This window comes from Chryseobacterium sp. Marseille-Q3244, assembly GCF_940807095.1.
In the GTDB taxonomy this organism is placed as follows: domain Bacteria; phylum Bacteroidota; class Bacteroidia; order Flavobacteriales; family Weeksellaceae; genus Chryseobacterium.
In genome coordinates this window covers 47,924-65,634 of record NZ_CALNWX010000021.1, presented here as the reverse complement: position 1 = coordinate 65,634, position 17,711 = coordinate 47,924, and the positions used below count along the sequence as shown (strand labels likewise).

Genomic DNA, 17,711 nt, shown 5'->3' with positions numbered 1-17,711 from the left:
ATAAAAATATAAACTTTCCTTGAATGGTAATATAGTTATTTACAAATAAAAAATAAAACTCTTATTATCAGTGGATTTAACTTCTCATAGGTTATATTTTATTATTATTCTAATTAGATTCAACATAATTATTTTTCATAAAAACCTTTTTTTGAGAATTATTATTTAGTTTTATTCTTCTAACAGTTTATAAAAAGAAATAAGGCACTTCCAAGAAGTGCCTTATCCAAATATCATAGGGTTAAATATTTATTTTGAATAATTTTCAAAAAACAATGGAATACTTTCAATTCCTTTATAGAAATTAAATAATCCATAGTGCTCGTTTGGAGAGTGAATAGCATCAGAATCCAACCCGAAGCCCATCAATACTGATTTAGCTCCTAAAACCTTTTCAAACATAGATGTAATTGGAATACTTCCTCCACTTCTATAGGGTAATACTTCTTTACCAAATGCAGTTTCCATAGCTTTTTTAGCTGCTAAGAATTCTTTGGTATCGCTTTGTAGTACGTAAGGCATTCCTCCGTGGTGAGGTGTTACTTTTACCTTTACTGTATCAGGAGCAATTTTTTCGAAGTATTTTGTGAATTTTTCTGTAATTTCTTCAGGCGTCTGGTAAGGAACCAAACGCATTGAAATTTTAGCAAAAGCTTTGGAAGGAATTACTGTTTTAGCTCCTTCTCCTGTATATCCACCCCAAATACCATTACAGTCTAAAGTAGGGCGAATAGAAGCTCTTTCTAGAGTTGTGTATCCTTTCTCTCCTTCAATATTGCTTAATCCGATTGACTTTTTGAATTCTTCAGGATTATCCTTCAGTTTATTCATTTCTGTTCTGTCTGCATCAGATACAATCTCAACGTTATCGTAGAATCCATCAATTGTGATATGACCATCTTCGTCGATAAGGTTAGCAATCATTCTTGACAACACATGGATCGGGTTTGGAACTGCTCCACCGTAAAGCCCTGAATGCAGATCTCTGTTTGGTCCCTCCACTTCTACTTCTACATAGCTTAATCCTCTTAATCCTGTGGTTACAGTTGGTTGCTCATTGCTATAGATATGTGTATCTGAAATCAAAATACAATCGCAAGATAGTTTTTCTTTGTTTTCGTTCACAAAGTCCCCTAAACTTACAGATCCAACTTCTTCTTCACCTTCCAGAATAAATTTAACGTTACAAGGAAGAGCATTTGTTCTCATCATTGCTTCAAACGCTTTCAGGTGCATAAAGAATTGTCCTTTATCATCTGCAGCCCCTCTTGCGAAGATTGCTCCGTCCGGGTGAAGTTCAGTTTTCTCTATATAAGGTTCGAAAGGTGGTTTTCTCCATAACTCCAATGGATCTGCCGGCTGTACGTCATAGTGACCATACACTAAAACCGTTGGCAAGTTTGTATCTATAATTTTTTCTCCGAAAACGATAGGGTACCCTTTAGTTTCACATATTTCAACATGGTCTGCTCCTGCATTTCTAAGGTATTCTGCGCACACATCCGCACACTTCAATACATCATCTTTATATGCTGGATCTGCAGAAATAGAAGGGATTCTCAATAACTCAAATAATTCATCCACGAAACGCTGTTTGTTTTCGTTAATGTAATTTAATGTCTCTTGCATTGTAAAATTTTATTTTGTTAAAATTAAAAAAAATGCACCGCTGGACCAAGTAAAAACACAGGATTTTCTAAAGAAAGAGATTATTTCCTAATGATTGCTCCATCAGTCATTTTTAAAAATAAAAAATGCCCTGTTGGGTACAGAGCATTTTTATATTGTATACTAATTAATTAGTGTCCAGCTTTTGGAGCCTCTTCTTTTGTTTCAGCAGGCTTTGCAGCAGCAGTACTATCTGTTTTAGGAGCTGCAGCTTCAGGTTTTGCAGTTTCTTCTTTGTGTTCAGCAGCAACCTCATGTGTACCATGAGCTTTTCCGCCCTGAGCGTCATCAGAATATCTTTCTACTCCTTCTTCAAGCTTTAAAGTACCTTTATTTCCACCAGCCGATACTTTTTTACAGCTTACAGCTACTGTTGCAATCGCTAAACATATAACTAATTTTTTCATATGTAAAATTTATTTTTTTAATGTCATATGGAACCGCACTATTTCATTCTATTCTGAATATCTAAATAGCGAGCGATTTCATGCTCTAATTTTTGATTGCCCAAAATTAAGAAATCCTGTTTCTTTTGGCAACATTTTTATACTGATTTTAAAATAATTTTCCCTTTTTTGGACTGTGTAAAAATAAGGTAATCATTTCCGCCATCTTTCAATCCGTATTTTTTTTTGATTTCATCAGGTTTTAAAGGGTAGTTTTTTGAAATAAGATTATATTGATCTTTCTTTTTAATCTTTTTAGAATCAATAACTTCCATTTCAAAAACCCTTCCGGGAAAATCTATTATCCTTTCAGAAGATGTATAGATATGGGTATTCGGATGCAATTTTTTAACCTTGAATTTTTCAGCAATTAAATTAAAAATCCCTGCTTTTAAAATGGTATTATTAGGAATATAAATGAATTTTTCAGGTTCTGAATACTCCGATTGAGCATTTTCTTCTTCCCCAAAAGTAAAACTAAAGCTGAATTCTCCGCTTTCAAGGTTCACACAGTTGCCAATAATTCCATTCTTATTTTCCCGGGATAAGAAAGCTACAACCTCTTTTACATCATTTTTAAGTGCGATAATATCAAATCTGAAGATATTGGGCAAAACAGAAATAAGATACTTCAAATCAATCAATGGAGAGAGCTTAATGATTACCTGATCTGATATTGACAGTAATTTTTCCTGAATTTCAAGGATATTTGGAGAAAGATCCTCCAAGAGAAAGACTTTATTTTTATTCTCATCTCTTCGGGCCGGATCCAGATAAATCGCATCAAATTTTTCCTGATTTTCATTCAAGAAATCCTCCAGTTTCCGATTGATAAACCATGCTTTCTTCCCAAGAGTATTCCAATTGTGTTCAACGATTTTTAAAAGCTCTGTATTTTGCTCTATTAAAGTTATATCTTCAAAATTTTGGGATAAATAATAGGCATCAATTCCAAAACCGCTGGTTAGATCAATAAATTTTTTGCCTTTTAAAATCTCAGATTTATAAAGAGCGGTCTTTTCAGAGGATGACTGCTCCATATTAAGTTGTGGAGGGAAGATAATACCCTCTTTCAATAGGAAAGGAAACTTTTTCTCTGCTACTTGTTTCCCTTTGATTTGCTGAACAATCTCCTGCATAGAAACCTCCGGAAAGGGAGATTTTTTCAATAACAATGAGTGCAGATCTGTTTTTAGATTTGCATTGATATAGTTTTGAACGTCCTGTTTTAATATTATATTTCCCACAGATCTCACAAATTACACGGATTCTTTTTTGATTTTAGTTAATATTTCCGTTTATTTTTCGAATAATATTTTTATCAATATAATCTGTATTAAAATTGATTAAAATTCCCAATTTAAGATTAGTCAATTTTAAATAAGTTAGCAGTTGTTTGTGATGAACACTAGCTATTTCCGGGATTGATTTTATTTCGATAATTACCTTATCTTCTACGATTATATCTGCTATAAAACTTGAGTCAATAATTATATCTTTAAATTTTATTGGAATAGAAACTTGTGTTTTAACACTTAAGCCATTATTTTCAAGTTCATAAGCCAAAACTTTTTCATAAACTTTCTCCAACAGACCGGGTCCCAATTCATTATATACAGAAAAAATAGATTTTCTGATATAAAAACTAATCTCATTTTCATTCATTTGTATTATGTTTAAATTTCACAGTTTTTATCTTTAAAATCTGTGTTATCTGAGAAATCTGTGGGAAATATCTAAGTGTTATTCAAACATTTCTGCCCAACGAACGGCTTTTATTTCTTTTTCGTTATATAGATCATTAATTGACTTTTTAACGTCTAATTTTGGATACAAATTAACTCCGATCAGCTTTATTTTCCCCTCTTCGATCCATTGTTGTTCTTCAATAGCGTGGTCATAAATCTTCTTCTGAACTACGCCCTGCTTTAAAAGCTCAAGATAGCCTCCTGCTTCTTCCATTTCAACAAATAAAGCCCATGACTTGTCTGCAATCTGTTGAGTGATATCTTCAACATAATAGCTTCCGTTAGCAGCATCTTCAAATACATTGATGATACTTTCATACGCCAATACAATCTGTTGTTTGAAAGAGATCTCTTCAGAGTTATCCGTACTTCTGTCAACAAGATAATTGTTTGTAAAAACAGCGTCTGCTCCGCCAATCATTGCTGAAGCAAGCTCCAATGTAGAGCGGATCAGATTGTTTTCGTTATCAGAAACAGCCTTATTTCTAAGAGAGGTCTCAGCAAAAATGTAAGGAACTTCATCCAATCCATATTCTTTGGAAAACTGGTTAAAAACCATTTTAAAGGCTCTTAATTTTGCCATTTCGAAGAAATAATTCCCTCCTACAGCAATTTTGAAGATTAATTGGTTGAGAATTTCAGCTCCATATACTTCTACCAGTTCTTTTGTTTTGGCTAAAGCAATCCCTAATTGCTGATAGATGGCCGCTCCTGCATTCTGATGCAACGAGATATCTACACAAATACTTCTTTTGAATCCTTTTGCCAGTAATTCTTTTGTCAGCTGATCGTCAATAGTTGCTTCTTTTTCATTAAAAACATCAATCAAAGAAAAATATTGATCTTCTTCCTGTGGACTAATATGTCCTGCAAGATCTTTATTGTTGACAAAAATGGTTTTCTCAGCCAAATGTTCTACATTCTGATCAAGGAGAAATGCAAATACTTCTTCTTCCAGACTTTCATGGTACCTGGCTACCAAATGGGTGCTTTCTTCAACTCTCGGCAGGTTTACCAAAGGTTTTTTAACCTCTGTATAGAAAGGTCTTACTTCTATTCCTTCCAGATTTTGTTTTTCCAGAATAGGATAAATATCCTCTGTTTTAAGTTGCTTTTTTACTAAATTTTCCCAGTTTGGAAGTGTAGCTGTATTTGACATTAGTTTTGTTTAAATTGTGAATTGTCAATGGTTAATTTTGCTTCACAAGTGAATAGTCTCCCATCAAACACCTCCAATTGACCATTCACCATTGACGCTTTTACCATTCTCTTATTTCTTAGCGACTTTTGTACTGTCTACCACCAAAATGAAGATTTCTTCATTCGGTTTCTTCATAAAATAATTTTCTCTCGCGTATTTTTCTTTTTCTGATTTGTTGTTCATCAGTTTTTTATAGAAAGCATCATTCTTTTCGTATTCTTTTTTGTAATACTCCAGCTGATCTTCATATTTATGAATCTCACCATTCAGTTCATTAATTACGAGAAATGAGGTTTTGTCGAAGAAAATCATCCATACCAAAAACAGACAGATCGTAATGGTATACTTATTCAATACATATTTCTGGATAAGTTTGAATGTTTCAGATTTCGGCTGAATGTCTTTGATAAGGTTGTTTTCTTCCATTTTTTTTAATGTTTTTTCAACGAGTTCTTAATAACAGTAGTTAAAAAATCAATCGCTACGGAATTCTGCTTCATATTAGGGATAATAAGATCGGCATCATTTTTAGAGGGCTCAATGAATTCCTGGTGCATTGGTTTTAAAGTAGTCTGATAACGGTGTAATACTTCGCTCAGATCTCTTCCTCTTTCCTGGGTGTCTCTCCTGATCCTCCTTATAAGCCTTTCATCAGAATCTGCATGAACAAAAACTTTCAAGTCAAATTCTTTGAGTAATTCTTTATTGGTAAGAACCAAAATTCCTTCTACTACCAATACATTCTTAGGTTCTACAGTTACGTGATCTCCTGTTCTGGAATGCGTTACAAAGCTATAAATCGGCTGTTCTATCGGCTCGTTATTTTTTAAAGCTTTTACGTGTTTTATCAATAGTTCAAAATCTATTGACTTCGGATGGTCATAATTTAAAGCCTCTCTTTCTGTCAATGTAAGACCTTGGTTGTCGTGATAATAATTATCCTGAGAAAGGATATTCATTCCTTCGATATCAAGCTGCTGAAGTATCTTATCAACAACTGTAGTTTTGCCAGATCCTGTTCCACCGGCAATTCCTATTACAAGCATTGTTTTTTGTTTCTTTATAGTTGGTACAAATATACTATTTTAGATAAAATGTGGCAATGCAAGAATATTGAGAAATTTAAAGATTAAAGCATTTAAAAATTAAAAGATCTCCCGGAATATCGTCATTCTTTGTGATGTATTGTTATTACTCGATTTTCACCCCTAAATTCAATAAAAAAACCGACAATTAACTTGTCGGTTTTTATTTTATACGATTTCACTTGTTAATTCGCGTGAAAGTAATTTTTCGTGCATAGGCTTCAAAATATCCAATGAGCCTGTTTTTACGGTACATTTGCCCTTATAATGAACAAGAATTGTACATTGTTCTGCCTGTTCCAAAGTATGTTTGCATATTTCAATCAGGCTATCTATTACATAATCGAAGGTGTGAATATCATCATTATGCAATACAAGTTTATAGACTTCATCCGTATCATCCAGAACGAGGACTTCTTCCTCATATTGACGTTTTGGATTTTCATAGTCTTTTATGCTATTATAAAAATTCATTCTTAGTTGTTTTAAACTTCACCAATTTTTTCTGCTAAACTGTCAATAGCATTGGGTTCCTGGTATATCAATTCAACAAGTTCCACACTCTTATTATTCATTTTCAGGATTTTGAAGTGATAATCGTCCAAATTAAATTCCTGGTTTTCTTCAGGAATTTCTTCCAGTTCATAAAGAATAAACCCGGCCAATGAGTTGTATTCGCTTTCTTCTGAAAGAGGGAGCTTCTTAGGTAAAAATTCATTGATCTCATCCAAAGGCTGAGTTGCTTGTACCCAATAGGTATTATCCGCTATTTTGTCAACGATCTTTTCCTCGTCATCTTCTTCATCCTGAATTTCTCCTACAAGCTCTTCAAGGATATCTTCCAGGGTAATAATTCCTTCAGTTCCTCCAAATTCATCAATAACGATAGCAATATGCTGTTTTTTCAATTGGAAAGTTTTCAATAAGTCTGAAACTTTTTTACTTTCCACCACGAAAAAGGCGTCACGCATTAAGTCTTTAAGATCTTCATGATCCAGATCTCCTTTTCTTTTAACAAATTCTCTTATAATTTCCTTGGTGTAGAAAATTCCGATCACATTGTCAATAGAATCAATATATACAGGGATACGGGAATATCCACTATCCATAATTTTATTAATAATATCATTCACATCTTCTTCGAAGTCGATGGAAGTAATATTTTGTCTTGGAACCATGATTTGTTTCGCAGAGTGATCTGTAAAATCAAAAGCATTTTTAATGATCTCATAGTTTTCTTCTTCAATTTCACCACTGTCAGCACTTTGTTTTACCAAAAGCTGAAGTTCTTCTGTAGAGTGAATTTCCTGCTCTGAAGCCGGGTGAATTTTGATCAGTCTTAAGAAACCGTTTGACATAAGATTCATTAACCAGATAAACGGTTTGAAAACAGTATAAAAAACCCTTAATGGAACTGCTGTTGCCATAGTGGTTGCTTCCGATTTCCTGATGGCTATTGATTTAGGGATAAGTTCACCAAATACAATGTGCATAACAGTAATCAGTACAAAACTGGTCGCTACCGAAATGGTAGTAATTGTTGTCTGAGTCAAATCAATGTTCAAAGACGTGAACATATTTTCAAAAATATGATGCAGCGCACTTTCTCCTACCCATCCAAGAGCAAGTGATGCCAACGTAATACCTAATTGTGTAGCGGAAAGATATTCATCAAGGTGCTTGATAATGTGTTCTGCCTGCTTAGCCATAGAATCGCCTTCTGCGGCTTTTATTTGGATTTGTGAGTAACGAACTTTAACAATTGAAAATTCTGCGGCTACGAAGAAGCCATTTAGTAAAACAAGAAATAAGGCCAGCAAAAGCCTGACTATGTCCGAGTCCATTTAGAAGTTGTATAAATTTTATTAGGTACAAAGATATGCAAAATAAAAATAACCTGAATCCTGGATAGATTATTTCAATAAGGTAATTTTTAAACAAAAATTTGACTTCTTAAAACCCATCTATTTTAGAATAAAAAAAACAATTGGATAAAGACATTCATTTCTGTGCAAAAGAATGAATTTTGGACACTTAATTACATTTTCAACCCTTTTGAAATAAAAAAAGCACCGATAAATCGATGCTTTTGATTGTATGTTAAAATAATTCTTTACGAATTTTTCAAAGCTTCTGCTCCGGAAACAATTTCCAAGATTTCGTTGGTAATTGCAGCCTGTCTCGCTTTGTTGTAGAAGATCTTAAGATCATTTCTAAGCGCTTCTGCGTTGTCTGTTGCTTTGTGCATTGCAGTCATTCTCGCTCCGTGTTCAGATGCTACTGAATCTAAGATCGCTTTGAAAACCTGAGTTTTAATTGATTTTGGAATCAAATTATCAAGGATCTCAGCTCTATTAGGTTCAAAGATATAATCTGTTTCAACCTGTGGCTCTGTAGTTTCAGGCATTGAGATTGGAAGAAGCTGTTCTGTAGTTACTTCCTGAGTGGCAGCATTAACGAATTTGTTATAAATAACGTAAACTTCGTCAAATTTACCTTCTTTGAAGCTGGTCATTACACCTTCTGTAATATGAGCAACTGCATCAAAGTTCAAATTATCATAAACAGAACTTCCATTAGCATATACTGAACGATTTCTTCTTACAGCATCATATACTTTTTTACCTACAGGAAGAACTTCAATCTCATATTGAGAATTGTTCTGAAACTGAAGGTTAAGCTCTTTTACGATTGAAGAGTTAAAAGCTCCCGCAAGACCTCTGTTTGAAGTAACAGCGATGAAAAGTATTCTTTTAACCTCTCTTTTCTGAGCATATACAGAAATCTGATCAGGATCAGAGCTAGAATTTACATTCTGGATAAGCTCCTGTAATTTTTCAGAATAAGGTCTTAACATTACGATTGCGTCCTGTGCTTTTTTAAGTTTCGCAGCGGAAACCATTTTCATAGCACGTGTAATCTGCATCGTAGATGAAATTGACGTAATTCTGCCTCGTATTTCTTTTAAGTTTGCCATTAATTTGGGTTCAAAGTTTAAGGTCTAAAGTTTAAGGCTTAAAACTTACATTTCAAACCTTAAACATTGAATTTTTTTAGTTGTATTTAGAAGCTAAATCGTTAGCTGCCTGCTTAAGAACGCTAGTAATATCGTTATCAATTTTCCCAGACTTGATAGCAGCCATAGTATCAGGGTGCTTAGATCTTAGGAACTCGATATACTCGTGTTGGAATTCTTTAATCTTGTTCAATGGAACGTTTCTCATTAAGTTTTCTGTTCCAGCGTATACGATTGCTACCTGACTGTCTACAGGAAGTGGTGCATTTACCGGCTGCTTAAGGATTTCTACGTTTCTTTCTCCTTTAGAGATTACTGCTAAAGTAGAAGCATCAAGGTCAGAACCGAATTTAGCAAACGCTTCAAGTTCTTTATATTGAGCCTGGTCTAATTTAAGAGTACCAGATACTTTTTTCATTGATTTGATCTGAGCGTTACCTCCTACTCTCGATACAGAGATACCTACGTTGATCGCCGGACGAACCCCTGAGTTGAATAGATCAGACTCCAAGAAGATCTGTCCGTCAGTAATAGAGATTACGTTAGTTGGGATATACGCAGAAACGTCACCTGCCTGAGTTTCGATGATTGGAAGAGCAGTTAATGAACCACCTCCTTTCACGATTGGCTTAAGAGACTCTGGTAAGTCATTCATTTGCTTAGCAATTTCGTCATCAGCGATTACTTTTGCAGCTCTTTCCAAAAGTCTTGAGTGAAGATAGAAAACGTCTCCAGGGTAAGCTTCACGGCCCGGTGGTCTTCTTAATAGTAGAGAAAGCTCACGGTAAGCTACAGCTTGTTTAGATAAATCATCATAAACGATAAGCGCTGGTCTACCAGTGTCTCTGAAGAACTCACCGATAGAAGCTCCTGCCATTGCAGAATATACCTGCATTGGAACTGGATCTGATGCGTTAGCTGCAACAATTACAGTATATGCTAAAGCTCCTTTATCAGAAAGCGTTTTAACGATTTGTGCTACAGTAGAAGCTTTCTGACCGATAGCAACATATATACAATATACTGGTTTACCAGCATCAAAGAATTCTTTTTGGTTGATGATCGTATCGATCGCAACAGTAGTTTTACCTGTTTGTCTGTCACCGATGATAAGCTCTCTCTGACCTCTTCCTACAGGAATCATCGCATCAATTGCAACGATACCAGATTGTAAAGGCTCAGTTACCGGTTGTCTGAAGATAACTCCAGGAGCTTTTCTTTCTAATGGCATTTCGTATAAATCTCCTGTGATAGGACCTTTACCATCGATAGGGTTACCAAGAGTATCAACTACTCTTCCTAACATCCCTTCTCCTACTTTAATAGAAGAGATTCTGTTTGTTCTTCTTACTGTATCCCCTTCTTTTACTAATTTACTTTCACCTAATAGAGCAACACCTACGTTGTCTTCTTCAAGGTTAAGTACAATACCTTCTACATCACTAGAAAATTTCACCAACTCTCCGTATTGTACGTTTTCTAACCCGTATACACGAGCAATACCATCACCGATGGTTAAAACTGTACCTACTTCCTCAACGTTTGATTGAGTATCGAAGTTGGCCAATTGCTGTTTTAAGATCGCAGATACTTCTGCCGGATTTATTTCTGCCATTGTATGGTTGTTTTTCTTAATTTAATTGGAAATCTTTTTTAACTTGGTTCAATTTGGTCTTCACAGACGCGTCTACCTGCTGGTCTCCTACTCTTAGGATGTATCCACCTAAAATATCCTGGTTGATATTTACTTTCAAATCGAAGTTTGAATTAGCATTTACCAAGTTGGTGGATCTTAGAATCTGATCAATATTCTCTTTAGAAAGCTGAGTTGCTGTGGTAAGCGTTACTCTCTGCACTCCGTTGATATCTTCAACTTTGTTGATGAATTCCTGAGCGATATTCTTTAATTGGTTCTCACGTCCGTGCTTAATAACCAATCTGATCAAATTCTGGGAAGATGCTGATAAACCTTTGAAAATTTCGTTTGCTACCTCTATTTTCTTTTTTGCATCAATGTAAGGTGTAAGGAAGAATTTGTTCAAATCTTTAGATTCAATCATGATCTTCACTACATCTTTCATTTCAGAAAATACGGCAGCTGTCTGACCTGATTCATTCGTGAAATCAAGTAAACCCTGTGCGTATCTTTTCGCTACTTTAGATGTAAGCATTCTTAGTTAAGGTTAGATTTGTTGATATAATTTTGAACTAATTCGTTTTGAGCTTCAGTGTTATCTAACTTTTGTTTCAAGATAGATTCTGCAATGTTTACAGATAAAGCACCGATTTGAGTTTTGATGTCTGCCATTGCAGCATTTTTCTCAGCGTTGATTGTTTGCTTAGCAGCTTCGATAAGTTTATCTCCTTCAGCTTTAGCAACATCTTTAGCTTCACCTACGATTCTGTCTTTAATTTCTCTAGCTTCTTTAAGGATAGCGTCTCTTTCGATTTTAGCTTCACGAATAATTCTTTCGTTGTCAGCTTTAAGATCTTCCATCTCTTTTTTAGCCAATTTAGCTTGGTTTAATGCATCAATGATAGAAGTTTCTCTTTCATTAACAGCATTTACAATTGGTTTCCAAGCGAATTTAGCTAGAAGAAATAATAGGATAACAAAAGTAAGCGTCATCCAAAACAAAAGTCCAATTCCAGGTTCAATAATTCCCATATCTGTAAATTCTTTTTTTAAATGTTATTTTATGGATCGTTTTTTTAAAAGATTCTTAGCAGCAGCCAACCGCTTTACTGCTAAGAATGTTTTTTGAGGATAGATTACTTGATGAAAGCACCAAAGATGATCGCGATAAGACCAGCACCTTCAATAAGACCAGCAGCAATAAGCATTGCTCCTTGAATCTTACCAGCTTGTTCTGGTTGTCTAGCGATAGCGTCCATTGCGTGACCACCGATTTTACCGATACCTAGACCTACACCTAGTACTGCTAAACCGATACCTACGTAAATTAATCCTGCTCCTGTTGATAAATCCATAATAAATAAATTATATTAGTTAAAAAATTATTTTAAATTCTTTCTTTTAATTAGTGAGCGTGCTCTTCGTGACCGTGCTCATGTTCGTGCTCTGCAACTGCGATTCCGATAAATAATGCGGATAATACAGTGAAGATGTATGCTTGCAATGCTGCTACCAATAATTCCAATACTGAAACAAATAATGCTAATGGTACAGATGCAAATCCTAATAATGGAGTTTTGAAAATGAAGATCAATGAAACGATCGCCAAGATCATAATGTGTCCCGCTGTAACGTTAGCGAAAAGTCGCATCATTAAAGCGAAAGGCTTTGTGAAGATTCCGATAATCTCGATTGGAACCATAATTGGATACAATAAGATTGGAACTGGTGGCATAAAGATGTGTTTCCAGTAATCTTTATTCGCACTGAATAATGTAATTAACAATGTAATAATAGCTAATACTGCTGTGATTGCAATGTTACCTGTAAGGTTTGCCCCGAAAGGAAAGAAAGGAATCAATCCAAATAGGTTGTTAATCCAGATAAAGAAAAATGCAGTTAATAAATAAGGCATGTATCTTTTATATTTAACAGACCCGATATTTGGAATAGCCACCTCGTCTCTGATAAATACAATCACCGGCTCCATTAATTTTCCAATACCTTTTGGAAGTTGTGATTTTTTATAGTTTCTTGCCATTCCTATGAACACTACTGCCATAAAAATTACTGACAAGAACATTGAAGCTGCGTTTTTTGTTACTGAAAGATCAAAAAACACTTCGTTTGATTTTTGCTTTCCACTGATGATTGAAAATAATGTAGCTTTTTCAACTCCTTTAGTAGAAACTACCTGTCCGTGCTCTAAAGTATACCCATCATGTTCGTGTCCGTGAGCAATACTGCTAGAAAGAAAAGTATGCCATCCTTCATTATCTTTAATAATAACAGGCAAAGGGATAGAAACGTGATGTTCTTCACCACTTTCATCTTTTGTAGTCCATAAATGCCATTCATTAGAATCACCAATGTGCTCCATGATCATAGTGGTCGCATTGAAGCCGTCTTTCACTTCTTTGTTCTCTACTTTTTCCGCTGATACTTCTCCTTCTGATTCGTGTTGAGCTGCAGCTAAACTGCTTATAAACACAAATAAAAATGCGAAAAATAATGAAGAAATTTTTCTGTTCATATCTCTTTTTTAATCGTGTGCAAATATATCGATTTTATTAAACTTTACCAATACTAAAAATTGATTTTTATCATCAAAAAAATCAAGACTTATTAATGAGTTTTATTATGGGTAAATAAATAAGGAATGATGCGATGAGAAAACAGATCACTATAAAGAGAAAATTAGCTTTAGTCTTCTCTATGATTATTAAAGACACAATAAGCCAGATCAGATCCTTAGACAGGTTAATGACAAGAAATTTCATTCCTGCATCCTGTTTACCGTACAAATACTTTTTAAATACTATATATACTATTATATTAAGTAATGATATTAATAATACAATAATGAAACTATCAAGAAAATTCATGCTGCAAAAATAGGATTATAATTTTTGAAACAAAACTATTCTGAGTTCTTCTATGCATTAGAAGCCGGAAGCAGAAAAAAAGGATGGAGGTTATATTGTATTTTAATATCAAATCTAAATTATATAATAAAAACTACCTACTCTTACTTCCCACCTTCGTTAAATCTTTTATAAAACACCTAAGATGATCTAAATAGTCCATAAAACAGCCCTCTTTTATATTATCGGCCTCAAAAACACCCCTTCTCCCCGCCTCCAGCTTCCAACTTTAATCAAATCCTTATAATATTAAGTCTATCATACTCAGGTTTCTTAAAAATTCCTTATTTTTGCAAACCTATAATTTACAATAAATATGTTTAATAGTTTACAGGATAAATTAGACAAGGCATTACATAATATTTCCGGACGTGGAAAAATTACCGAAATCAATGTAGCGGAAACCGTAAAGGAAATCCGTAGAGCATTGGTAGATGCCGACGTTAACTATAAAGTTGCAAAGGATCTTACTAAAAGAGTTCAGGATAAAGCTTTAGGCGAAAATGTTCTTACTTCCCTTACTCCAGGGCAGTTGATGACAAAAATCGTTCATGACGAGCTTGTGGATTTGATGGGAGGTTCTCAGGAAGGAATTAATCTTTCAGGAAAACCATCTGTAATCCTTATTGCAGGTCTTCAGGGTTCTGGTAAGACTACTTTCTCCGGAAAACTTGCTAATTATTTACAAACAAAAAGAAATAAAAAGCCTCTTTTGGTAGCATGTGACGTTTACCGTCCTGCTGCAATTGACCAGCTGAAAGTATTAGGAGGACAGATTAATGTTCCTGTTTATACTGAAGAAGGAGCTACCAACCCTTCTACTATTGCTGAAAACGCAATCAACTTTGCAAAGGCTAACAATCACGATGTAGTGATCGTAGATACCGCAGGTCGTTTAGCAATTGATGAGCAGATGATGAACGAGATCAAGTCTGTACATTACTTCATCAAGCCACAGGAAACCCTTTTCGTAGTGGATTCCATGACAGGTCAGGATGCCGTAAATACTGCAAAAGCATTCAACGATGCGTTGAACTTTGACGGAGTTGTTCTAACCAAATTAGATGGTGATACAAGAGGGGGAGCTGCATTAACGATCCGTTCTGTGGTTGAAAAACCTATCAAGTTCATTTCTACAGGAGAGAAAATGGAAGCCCTTGATCTTTTCTACCCGGAAAGGATGGCAGACAGAATCCTGGGAATGGGAGACGTTGTTTCCTTAGTAGAAAGAGCTCAGGAACAGTTTGATGAAGAAGAAGCTAAAAAGCTTCACAAAAAAATCGCTAAAAATGAGTTTGGTTTTGATGATTTCTTAAAGCAGATCAACCAGATCAAGAAGATGGGGAATATGAAAGACCTTATGGGAATGATTCCTGGGGTTGGAAAGGCTATCAAGGATGTAGAGATCAGTGATGATGCATTTAAGCACATTGAAGCGATCATCTACTCTATGACCCCGGAAGAAAGAAGAAAACCTTCTATCATCAATACTCAGAGAAAGAACAGAATTGCAAGAGGTGCAGGAAGAAAAATTGAGGATGTAAACCAACTGATGAAACAGTTCGATCAGATGGGTAAAATGATGAAGATGATGCAGGGACCTCAAGGAAAACAGATGATGCAGATGATGAGCAAAATGCCAAACATGCCTGGAATGGGTGGAATGTTTGGAAAATAACTCAGAAACAATCTAATCAAAATATAAAATCCGACTCAAAATTGAGTCGGATTTTTTGATCTTTTATCTTTAAACAAATTGATTATTTATCAGACTTCTGAGCTTTCCCTTTGATAAAATAAGAGAAACCAACGTTAACCCCGAAAGTTTTAATATTCGTTTTAACATCGGTATTCATAATAGTTTCCTTATTGGAAAACTGGTCATAAGAAATACCTAAATTGACTCCTAAAGACGAAGTAGCCATATAAGTTACCCCTCCTTTTACTTTCCATGCCAAACCATCTGTAGTAACCTCTGTATCTCGCATTAATAAAGGATCAAGCCCTTCATTATTGATGTCTTTATAAAAAGAATACTTTGTTTTATTGGATGCATATCCAATCCCTGCTCCTAAGAATGGTACAAACTTAGTGGAATTAGTAAAATAATAAGTAGCTGTAGGCATTACAGAAAACGTAGAATTTACAGATTTAAGGCCTTGGTATTTAGTCGTAGTGTTTACATATCCTAAGTCGATACCAACTGCTAATTTATCTATAACGAAATATCCTACGGAAGGCGTAATTGAAAATGTATTTACTTTTGGACCGTCAGTAGACTTCCCTCCTACTTTTACTGTAGTTGTAGTGTTATTAAAACCCATTCCTGTGTTTCCACTGATTACCCAGTCCCCTTTAGTCATTTGGGCATTAGAAAGCCCGAAAAGTGCTACTGCACCTGCTAATAATAGTTTTTTCATGATTATTAATTGAATTATTTAAATTTATAACCTACTCCAAGTTGGAAAAAGTTCATTTTTAGTTTTTCACCATCTACAGGATTTTTGATCATATTAGTCAGACCAAAACTATAACGGGCATCTACAAACAACCCTTTATAAAGGGTATAATCTGCTCCTAAGAATAAACCAAACTCTGTAGACTTAAGGCCGTCATCAAAGGTTTTTTCAAGATATTTCTCTCCTTCATTTAAAGCAGCCTGATTAGAAGGTGCTCCACTAACCTCCATTTTAACTTTTGTATTGGTTCTGAAGCTCACATATGGCCCCGCATAAAGCCCTAGTTCCGGCGTAGCATAATATCTTGCGGACACAGGAATTACAATTCTGTTAAAGTTAAGCTTTTCCGTTACCGTAACACCATACGCTTTAACCACTGCTTTACCTCCCAGATTTGCATATTCAACTTCTCCCTGTAATACAAACTTATTATTGAATTTATGTTCTACCAATCCTCCCACATAGAAGCCGGATTTTGACTCCATACTCGCTTTGATTCCTTCAATTTCAAAATTATCATCATTGGAATTCAAAGTTGATAAAGCATAACCTGCTTTTACTCCAAATTTTGTTTGTGCATGAAGCCCTGCAAATAAAGCAATTGCAGATGCTAATAAGATTTTTTTCATGATTATTATATATTTTAATAGTATAAGGTAAAAAAGCCCTAAGATAATAATCCTAGGGCTCTATTGCTATATGCTTTGTTTATTATTTTGCAAATACATACTTAACTCCGAAAGTTACAGAAGTTAAGTTTAAACCGAAGTTATAGTCGTTAACTCTCTTAGCTCCGTCTACATCTTTCTTGTAAGTGTTGTATCCGAATTCACCGATAGTAGCTTCGATAGTCCAGTTTTTGTTTAAGAAATAATCTAAACCTGGCTTAATGTTTACTCCGATTGAAGTGAAGTTATTTTTAGTAGATCCAGAAACAGAAGTCACAGATGTACCTGCTCCAGTTGTAGTTGTAGTAGTTGTAGTACCTTCAACTTTATTTTGTCCAAATGCCATTGGAACTTCTAATTGACCGAAGATATATAATTTATCAGCTAAAGTCCAGTATTTTCTTACGAATGGAGCTACAACGAATGCTGAAGTAGTTTCTTTACCTTCAGTAACGAATAAAGGATTAGATCCTGTAGTTTTAGTAGCTTTTTCGTTTTCGTTTCTGTAACCTACACCTAAACCTACTGCTAAGTTAGTGTTTACAAAATATCCTACAGTTGGAAGAACGTTGAATTTCTCTTTTTTAACATCTGTATTGTTATCTTCATTTTGAGAATAACCTACTTGTCCTGATAAATATGTAGTTCCTTTAGCAATCTGAGCGTTTGATAAACCAAAAAGTGCAACAGCACCCGCTAATAATACTTTTTTCATTTTAAAAATTTTTAATACTTTCTGGAGGCAAATTTACAGTCGTATCCACTAATATTAAAATTTGTTAATGTGATTAATATCATTGTTAAAATTTAAGCTTTTACAAAAATAAATCATATCCAAGAGAGTCTTTTGAGTTTTTCAC

General features: G+C 34.6%; 19 protein-coding genes. 1 reads left to right on the top strand and 18 read right to left on the bottom strand.

Annotated elements, in window-relative coordinates:
• Positions 1 to 249 precede the first annotated feature (249 nt).
• From NBX25_RS22725 to atpB, 15 genes are all read right to left on the bottom strand, one after another.
• Entirely contained in the window at positions 250 to 1,629 is a 1,380-nt protein-coding gene (locus NBX25_RS22725; RefSeq protein ID WP_123911289.1) for a dipeptidase, read from the bottom strand.
• 170 nt (positions 1,630 to 1,799) lie between these two features.
• Positions 1,800 to 2,075 (bottom strand): hypothetical protein, encoded by a 276-nt coding sequence (locus tag NBX25_RS22720; protein WP_250255560.1) that lies wholly within the window; start codon positions 2,073 to 2,075, stop codon positions 1,800 to 1,802.
• A 137-nt stretch (positions 2,076 to 2,212) separates the two neighbouring features.
• Entirely contained in the window at positions 2,213 to 3,361 is a 1,149-nt protein-coding gene (locus tag NBX25_RS22715) for a THUMP-like domain-containing protein (protein WP_250255558.1), read from the bottom strand.
• Between the two features lie 34 nt (positions 3,362 to 3,395).
• Positions 3,396 to 3,779 (bottom strand): GxxExxY protein, encoded by a 384-nt coding sequence (locus NBX25_RS22710; protein WP_123911286.1) that lies wholly within the window; start codon positions 3,777 to 3,779, stop codon positions 3,396 to 3,398.
• A 78-nt stretch (positions 3,780 to 3,857) separates the two neighbouring features.
• Positions 3,858 to 5,021, bottom strand: a complete 1,164-nt coding sequence (locus NBX25_RS22705; RefSeq protein ID WP_250255556.1) for a methylmalonyl-CoA mutase family protein — start codon at positions 5,019 to 5,021, stop codon at positions 3,858 to 3,860.
• Between the two features lie 111 nt (positions 5,022 to 5,132).
• On the bottom strand, positions 5,133 to 5,489 hold the full coding sequence (locus tag NBX25_RS22700; RefSeq protein ID WP_068943509.1) for an FtsB family cell division protein: 357 nt from the start codon (positions 5,487 to 5,489) through the stop codon (positions 5,133 to 5,135).
• 5 nt (positions 5,490 to 5,494) lie between these two features.
• Positions 5,495 to 6,109: a uridine kinase gene (gene udk / locus NBX25_RS22695; RefSeq protein ID WP_045497309.1), complete on the bottom strand. Its 615-nt coding sequence runs from the start codon at positions 6,107 to 6,109 to the stop codon at positions 5,495 to 5,497.
• A gap of 207 nt (positions 6,110 to 6,316) precedes the next feature.
• Complete coding sequence (locus NBX25_RS22690; RefSeq protein ID WP_123911284.1) at positions 6,317 to 6,622, bottom strand: ATP-dependent Clp protease adaptor ClpS; 306 nt, start codon at positions 6,620 to 6,622, stop codon at positions 6,317 to 6,319.
• Positions 6,623 to 6,633: 11 nt separating this feature from the next.
• Positions 6,634 to 7,992: a hemolysin family protein gene (locus NBX25_RS22685; RefSeq protein ID WP_250255554.1), complete on the bottom strand. Its 1,359-nt coding sequence runs from the start codon at positions 7,990 to 7,992 to the stop codon at positions 6,634 to 6,636.
• 269 nt (positions 7,993 to 8,261) lie between these two features.
• A complete protein-coding gene (gene atpG / locus NBX25_RS22680) occupies positions 8,262 to 9,125 on the bottom strand; it encodes an ATP synthase F1 subunit gamma (protein ID WP_123911282.1) in 864 nt (287 codons plus the stop codon).
• A gap of 76 nt (positions 9,126 to 9,201) precedes the next feature.
• Complete coding sequence (gene atpA, locus NBX25_RS22675; RefSeq protein WP_123911281.1) at positions 9,202 to 10,779, bottom strand: F0F1 ATP synthase subunit alpha; 1,578 nt, start codon at positions 10,777 to 10,779, stop codon at positions 9,202 to 9,204.
• Positions 10,780 to 10,795: 16 nt separating this feature from the next.
• A complete protein-coding gene (atpH, locus tag NBX25_RS22670; RefSeq protein ID WP_065394237.1) occupies positions 10,796 to 11,335 on the bottom strand; it encodes an ATP synthase F1 subunit delta in 540 nt (179 codons plus the stop codon).
• Positions 11,336 to 11,337: 2 nt separating this feature from the next.
• The gene (locus tag NBX25_RS22665) at positions 11,338 to 11,832 is read right to left on the bottom strand and encodes a F0F1 ATP synthase subunit B (RefSeq protein ID WP_115973782.1); all 495 of its coding nucleotides are present in this window, start codon (positions 11,830 to 11,832) and stop codon (positions 11,338 to 11,340) included.
• Between the two features lie 104 nt (positions 11,833 to 11,936).
• Positions 11,937 to 12,155, bottom strand: coding sequence for an ATP synthase F0 subunit C (locus NBX25_RS22660; protein ID WP_007844726.1), 219 nt, complete (start codon positions 12,153 to 12,155; stop codon positions 11,937 to 11,939).
• Between the two features lie 50 nt (positions 12,156 to 12,205).
• Positions 12,206 to 13,333 carry a F0F1 ATP synthase subunit A gene (gene atpB, locus NBX25_RS22655; RefSeq protein ID WP_123856076.1) on the bottom strand — a complete coding sequence of 376 codons (1,128 nt, stop codon included), beginning with the start codon at positions 13,331 to 13,333 and terminating at the stop codon, positions 12,206 to 12,208.
• Positions 13,334 to 14,040: 707 nt separating this feature from the next.
• Between atpB and ffh the strand changes: the two genes are divergently transcribed.
• Positions 14,041 to 15,402: a signal recognition particle protein gene (ffh, locus tag NBX25_RS22650; protein WP_123856077.1), complete on the top strand. Its 1,362-nt coding sequence runs from the start codon at positions 14,041 to 14,043 to the stop codon at positions 15,400 to 15,402.
• Positions 15,403 to 15,484: 82 nt separating this feature from the next.
• Here ffh and NBX25_RS22645 read toward each other — a convergent pair whose 3' ends face one another.
• The 3 genes from NBX25_RS22645 to NBX25_RS22635 form a co-directional block, all read right to left on the bottom strand.
• Positions 15,485 to 16,144 carry an OmpW family outer membrane protein gene (locus NBX25_RS22645; protein WP_123911280.1) on the bottom strand — a complete coding sequence of 220 codons (660 nt, stop codon included), beginning with the start codon at positions 16,142 to 16,144 and terminating at the stop codon, positions 15,485 to 15,487.
• A gap of 14 nt (positions 16,145 to 16,158) precedes the next feature.
• A complete protein-coding gene (locus NBX25_RS22640) occupies positions 16,159 to 16,812 on the bottom strand; it encodes a porin family protein (RefSeq protein ID WP_250255553.1) in 654 nt (217 codons plus the stop codon).
• An 82-nt stretch (positions 16,813 to 16,894) separates the two neighbouring features.
• Positions 16,895 to 17,566, bottom strand: coding sequence for an outer membrane beta-barrel protein (locus tag NBX25_RS22635; RefSeq protein ID WP_250255551.1), 672 nt, complete (start codon positions 17,564 to 17,566; stop codon positions 16,895 to 16,897).
• Positions 17,567 to 17,711 lie beyond the last annotated feature (145 nt).

Bases quoted from the DNA above. Each gene is read 5' to 3' on its own strand.
- NBX25_RS22725 (WP_123911289.1), bottom strand. From the start codon at position 1,629: ATGCAAGAGACATTAAATTACATTAACGAAAACAAACAGCGTTTCGTG.
- NBX25_RS22720 (WP_250255560.1), bottom strand. From the start codon at position 2,075: ATGAAAAAATTAGTTATATGTTTAGCGATTGCAACAGTAGCTGTAAGC.
- NBX25_RS22710 (WP_123911286.1), bottom strand. From the start codon at position 3,779: ATGAATGAAAATGAGATTAGTTTTTATATCAGAAAATCTATTTTTTCT.
- NBX25_RS22705 (WP_250255556.1), bottom strand. From the start codon at position 5,021: ATGTCAAATACAGCTACACTTCCAAACTGGGAAAATTTAGTAAAAAAG.
- NBX25_RS22700 (WP_068943509.1), bottom strand. From the start codon at position 5,489: ATGGAAGAAAACAACCTTATCAAAGACATTCAGCCGAAATCTGAAACA.
- udk (WP_045497309.1), bottom strand. From the start codon at position 6,109: ATGCTTGTAATAGGAATTGCCGGTGGAACAGGATCTGGCAAAACTACA.
- NBX25_RS22690 (WP_123911284.1), bottom strand. From the start codon at position 6,622: ATGAATTTTTATAATAGCATAAAAGACTATGAAAATCCAAAACGTCAA.
- NBX25_RS22685 (WP_250255554.1), bottom strand. From the start codon at position 7,992: ATGGACTCGGACATAGTCAGGCTTTTGCTGGCCTTATTTCTTGTTTTA.
- atpG (WP_123911282.1), bottom strand. From the start codon at position 9,125: ATGGCAAACTTAAAAGAAATACGAGGCAGAATTACGTCAATTTCATCT.
- atpA (WP_123911281.1), bottom strand. From the start codon at position 10,779: ATGGCAGAAATAAATCCGGCAGAAGTATCTGCGATCTTAAAACAGCAA.
- atpH (WP_065394237.1), bottom strand. From the start codon at position 11,335: ATGCTTACATCTAAAGTAGCGAAAAGATACGCACAGGGTTTACTTGAT.
- NBX25_RS22665 (WP_115973782.1), bottom strand. From the start codon at position 11,832: ATGGGAATTATTGAACCTGGAATTGGACTTTTGTTTTGGATGACGCTT.
- NBX25_RS22660 (WP_007844726.1), bottom strand. From the start codon at position 12,155: ATGGATTTATCAACAGGAGCAGGATTAATTTACGTAGGTATCGGTTTA.
- atpB (WP_123856076.1), bottom strand. From the start codon at position 13,333: ATGAACAGAAAAATTTCTTCATTATTTTTCGCATTTTTATTTGTGTTT.
- ffh (WP_123856077.1), top strand. From the start codon at position 14,041: ATGTTTAATAGTTTACAGGATAAATTAGACAAGGCATTACATAATATT.
- NBX25_RS22645 (WP_123911280.1), bottom strand. From the start codon at position 16,144: ATGAAAAAACTATTATTAGCAGGTGCAGTAGCACTTTTCGGGCTTTCT.
- NBX25_RS22640 (WP_250255553.1), bottom strand. From the start codon at position 16,812: ATGAAAAAAATCTTATTAGCATCTGCAATTGCTTTATTTGCAGGGCTT.
- NBX25_RS22635 (WP_250255551.1), bottom strand. From the start codon at position 17,566: ATGAAAAAAGTATTATTAGCGGGTGCTGTTGCACTTTTTGGTTTATCA.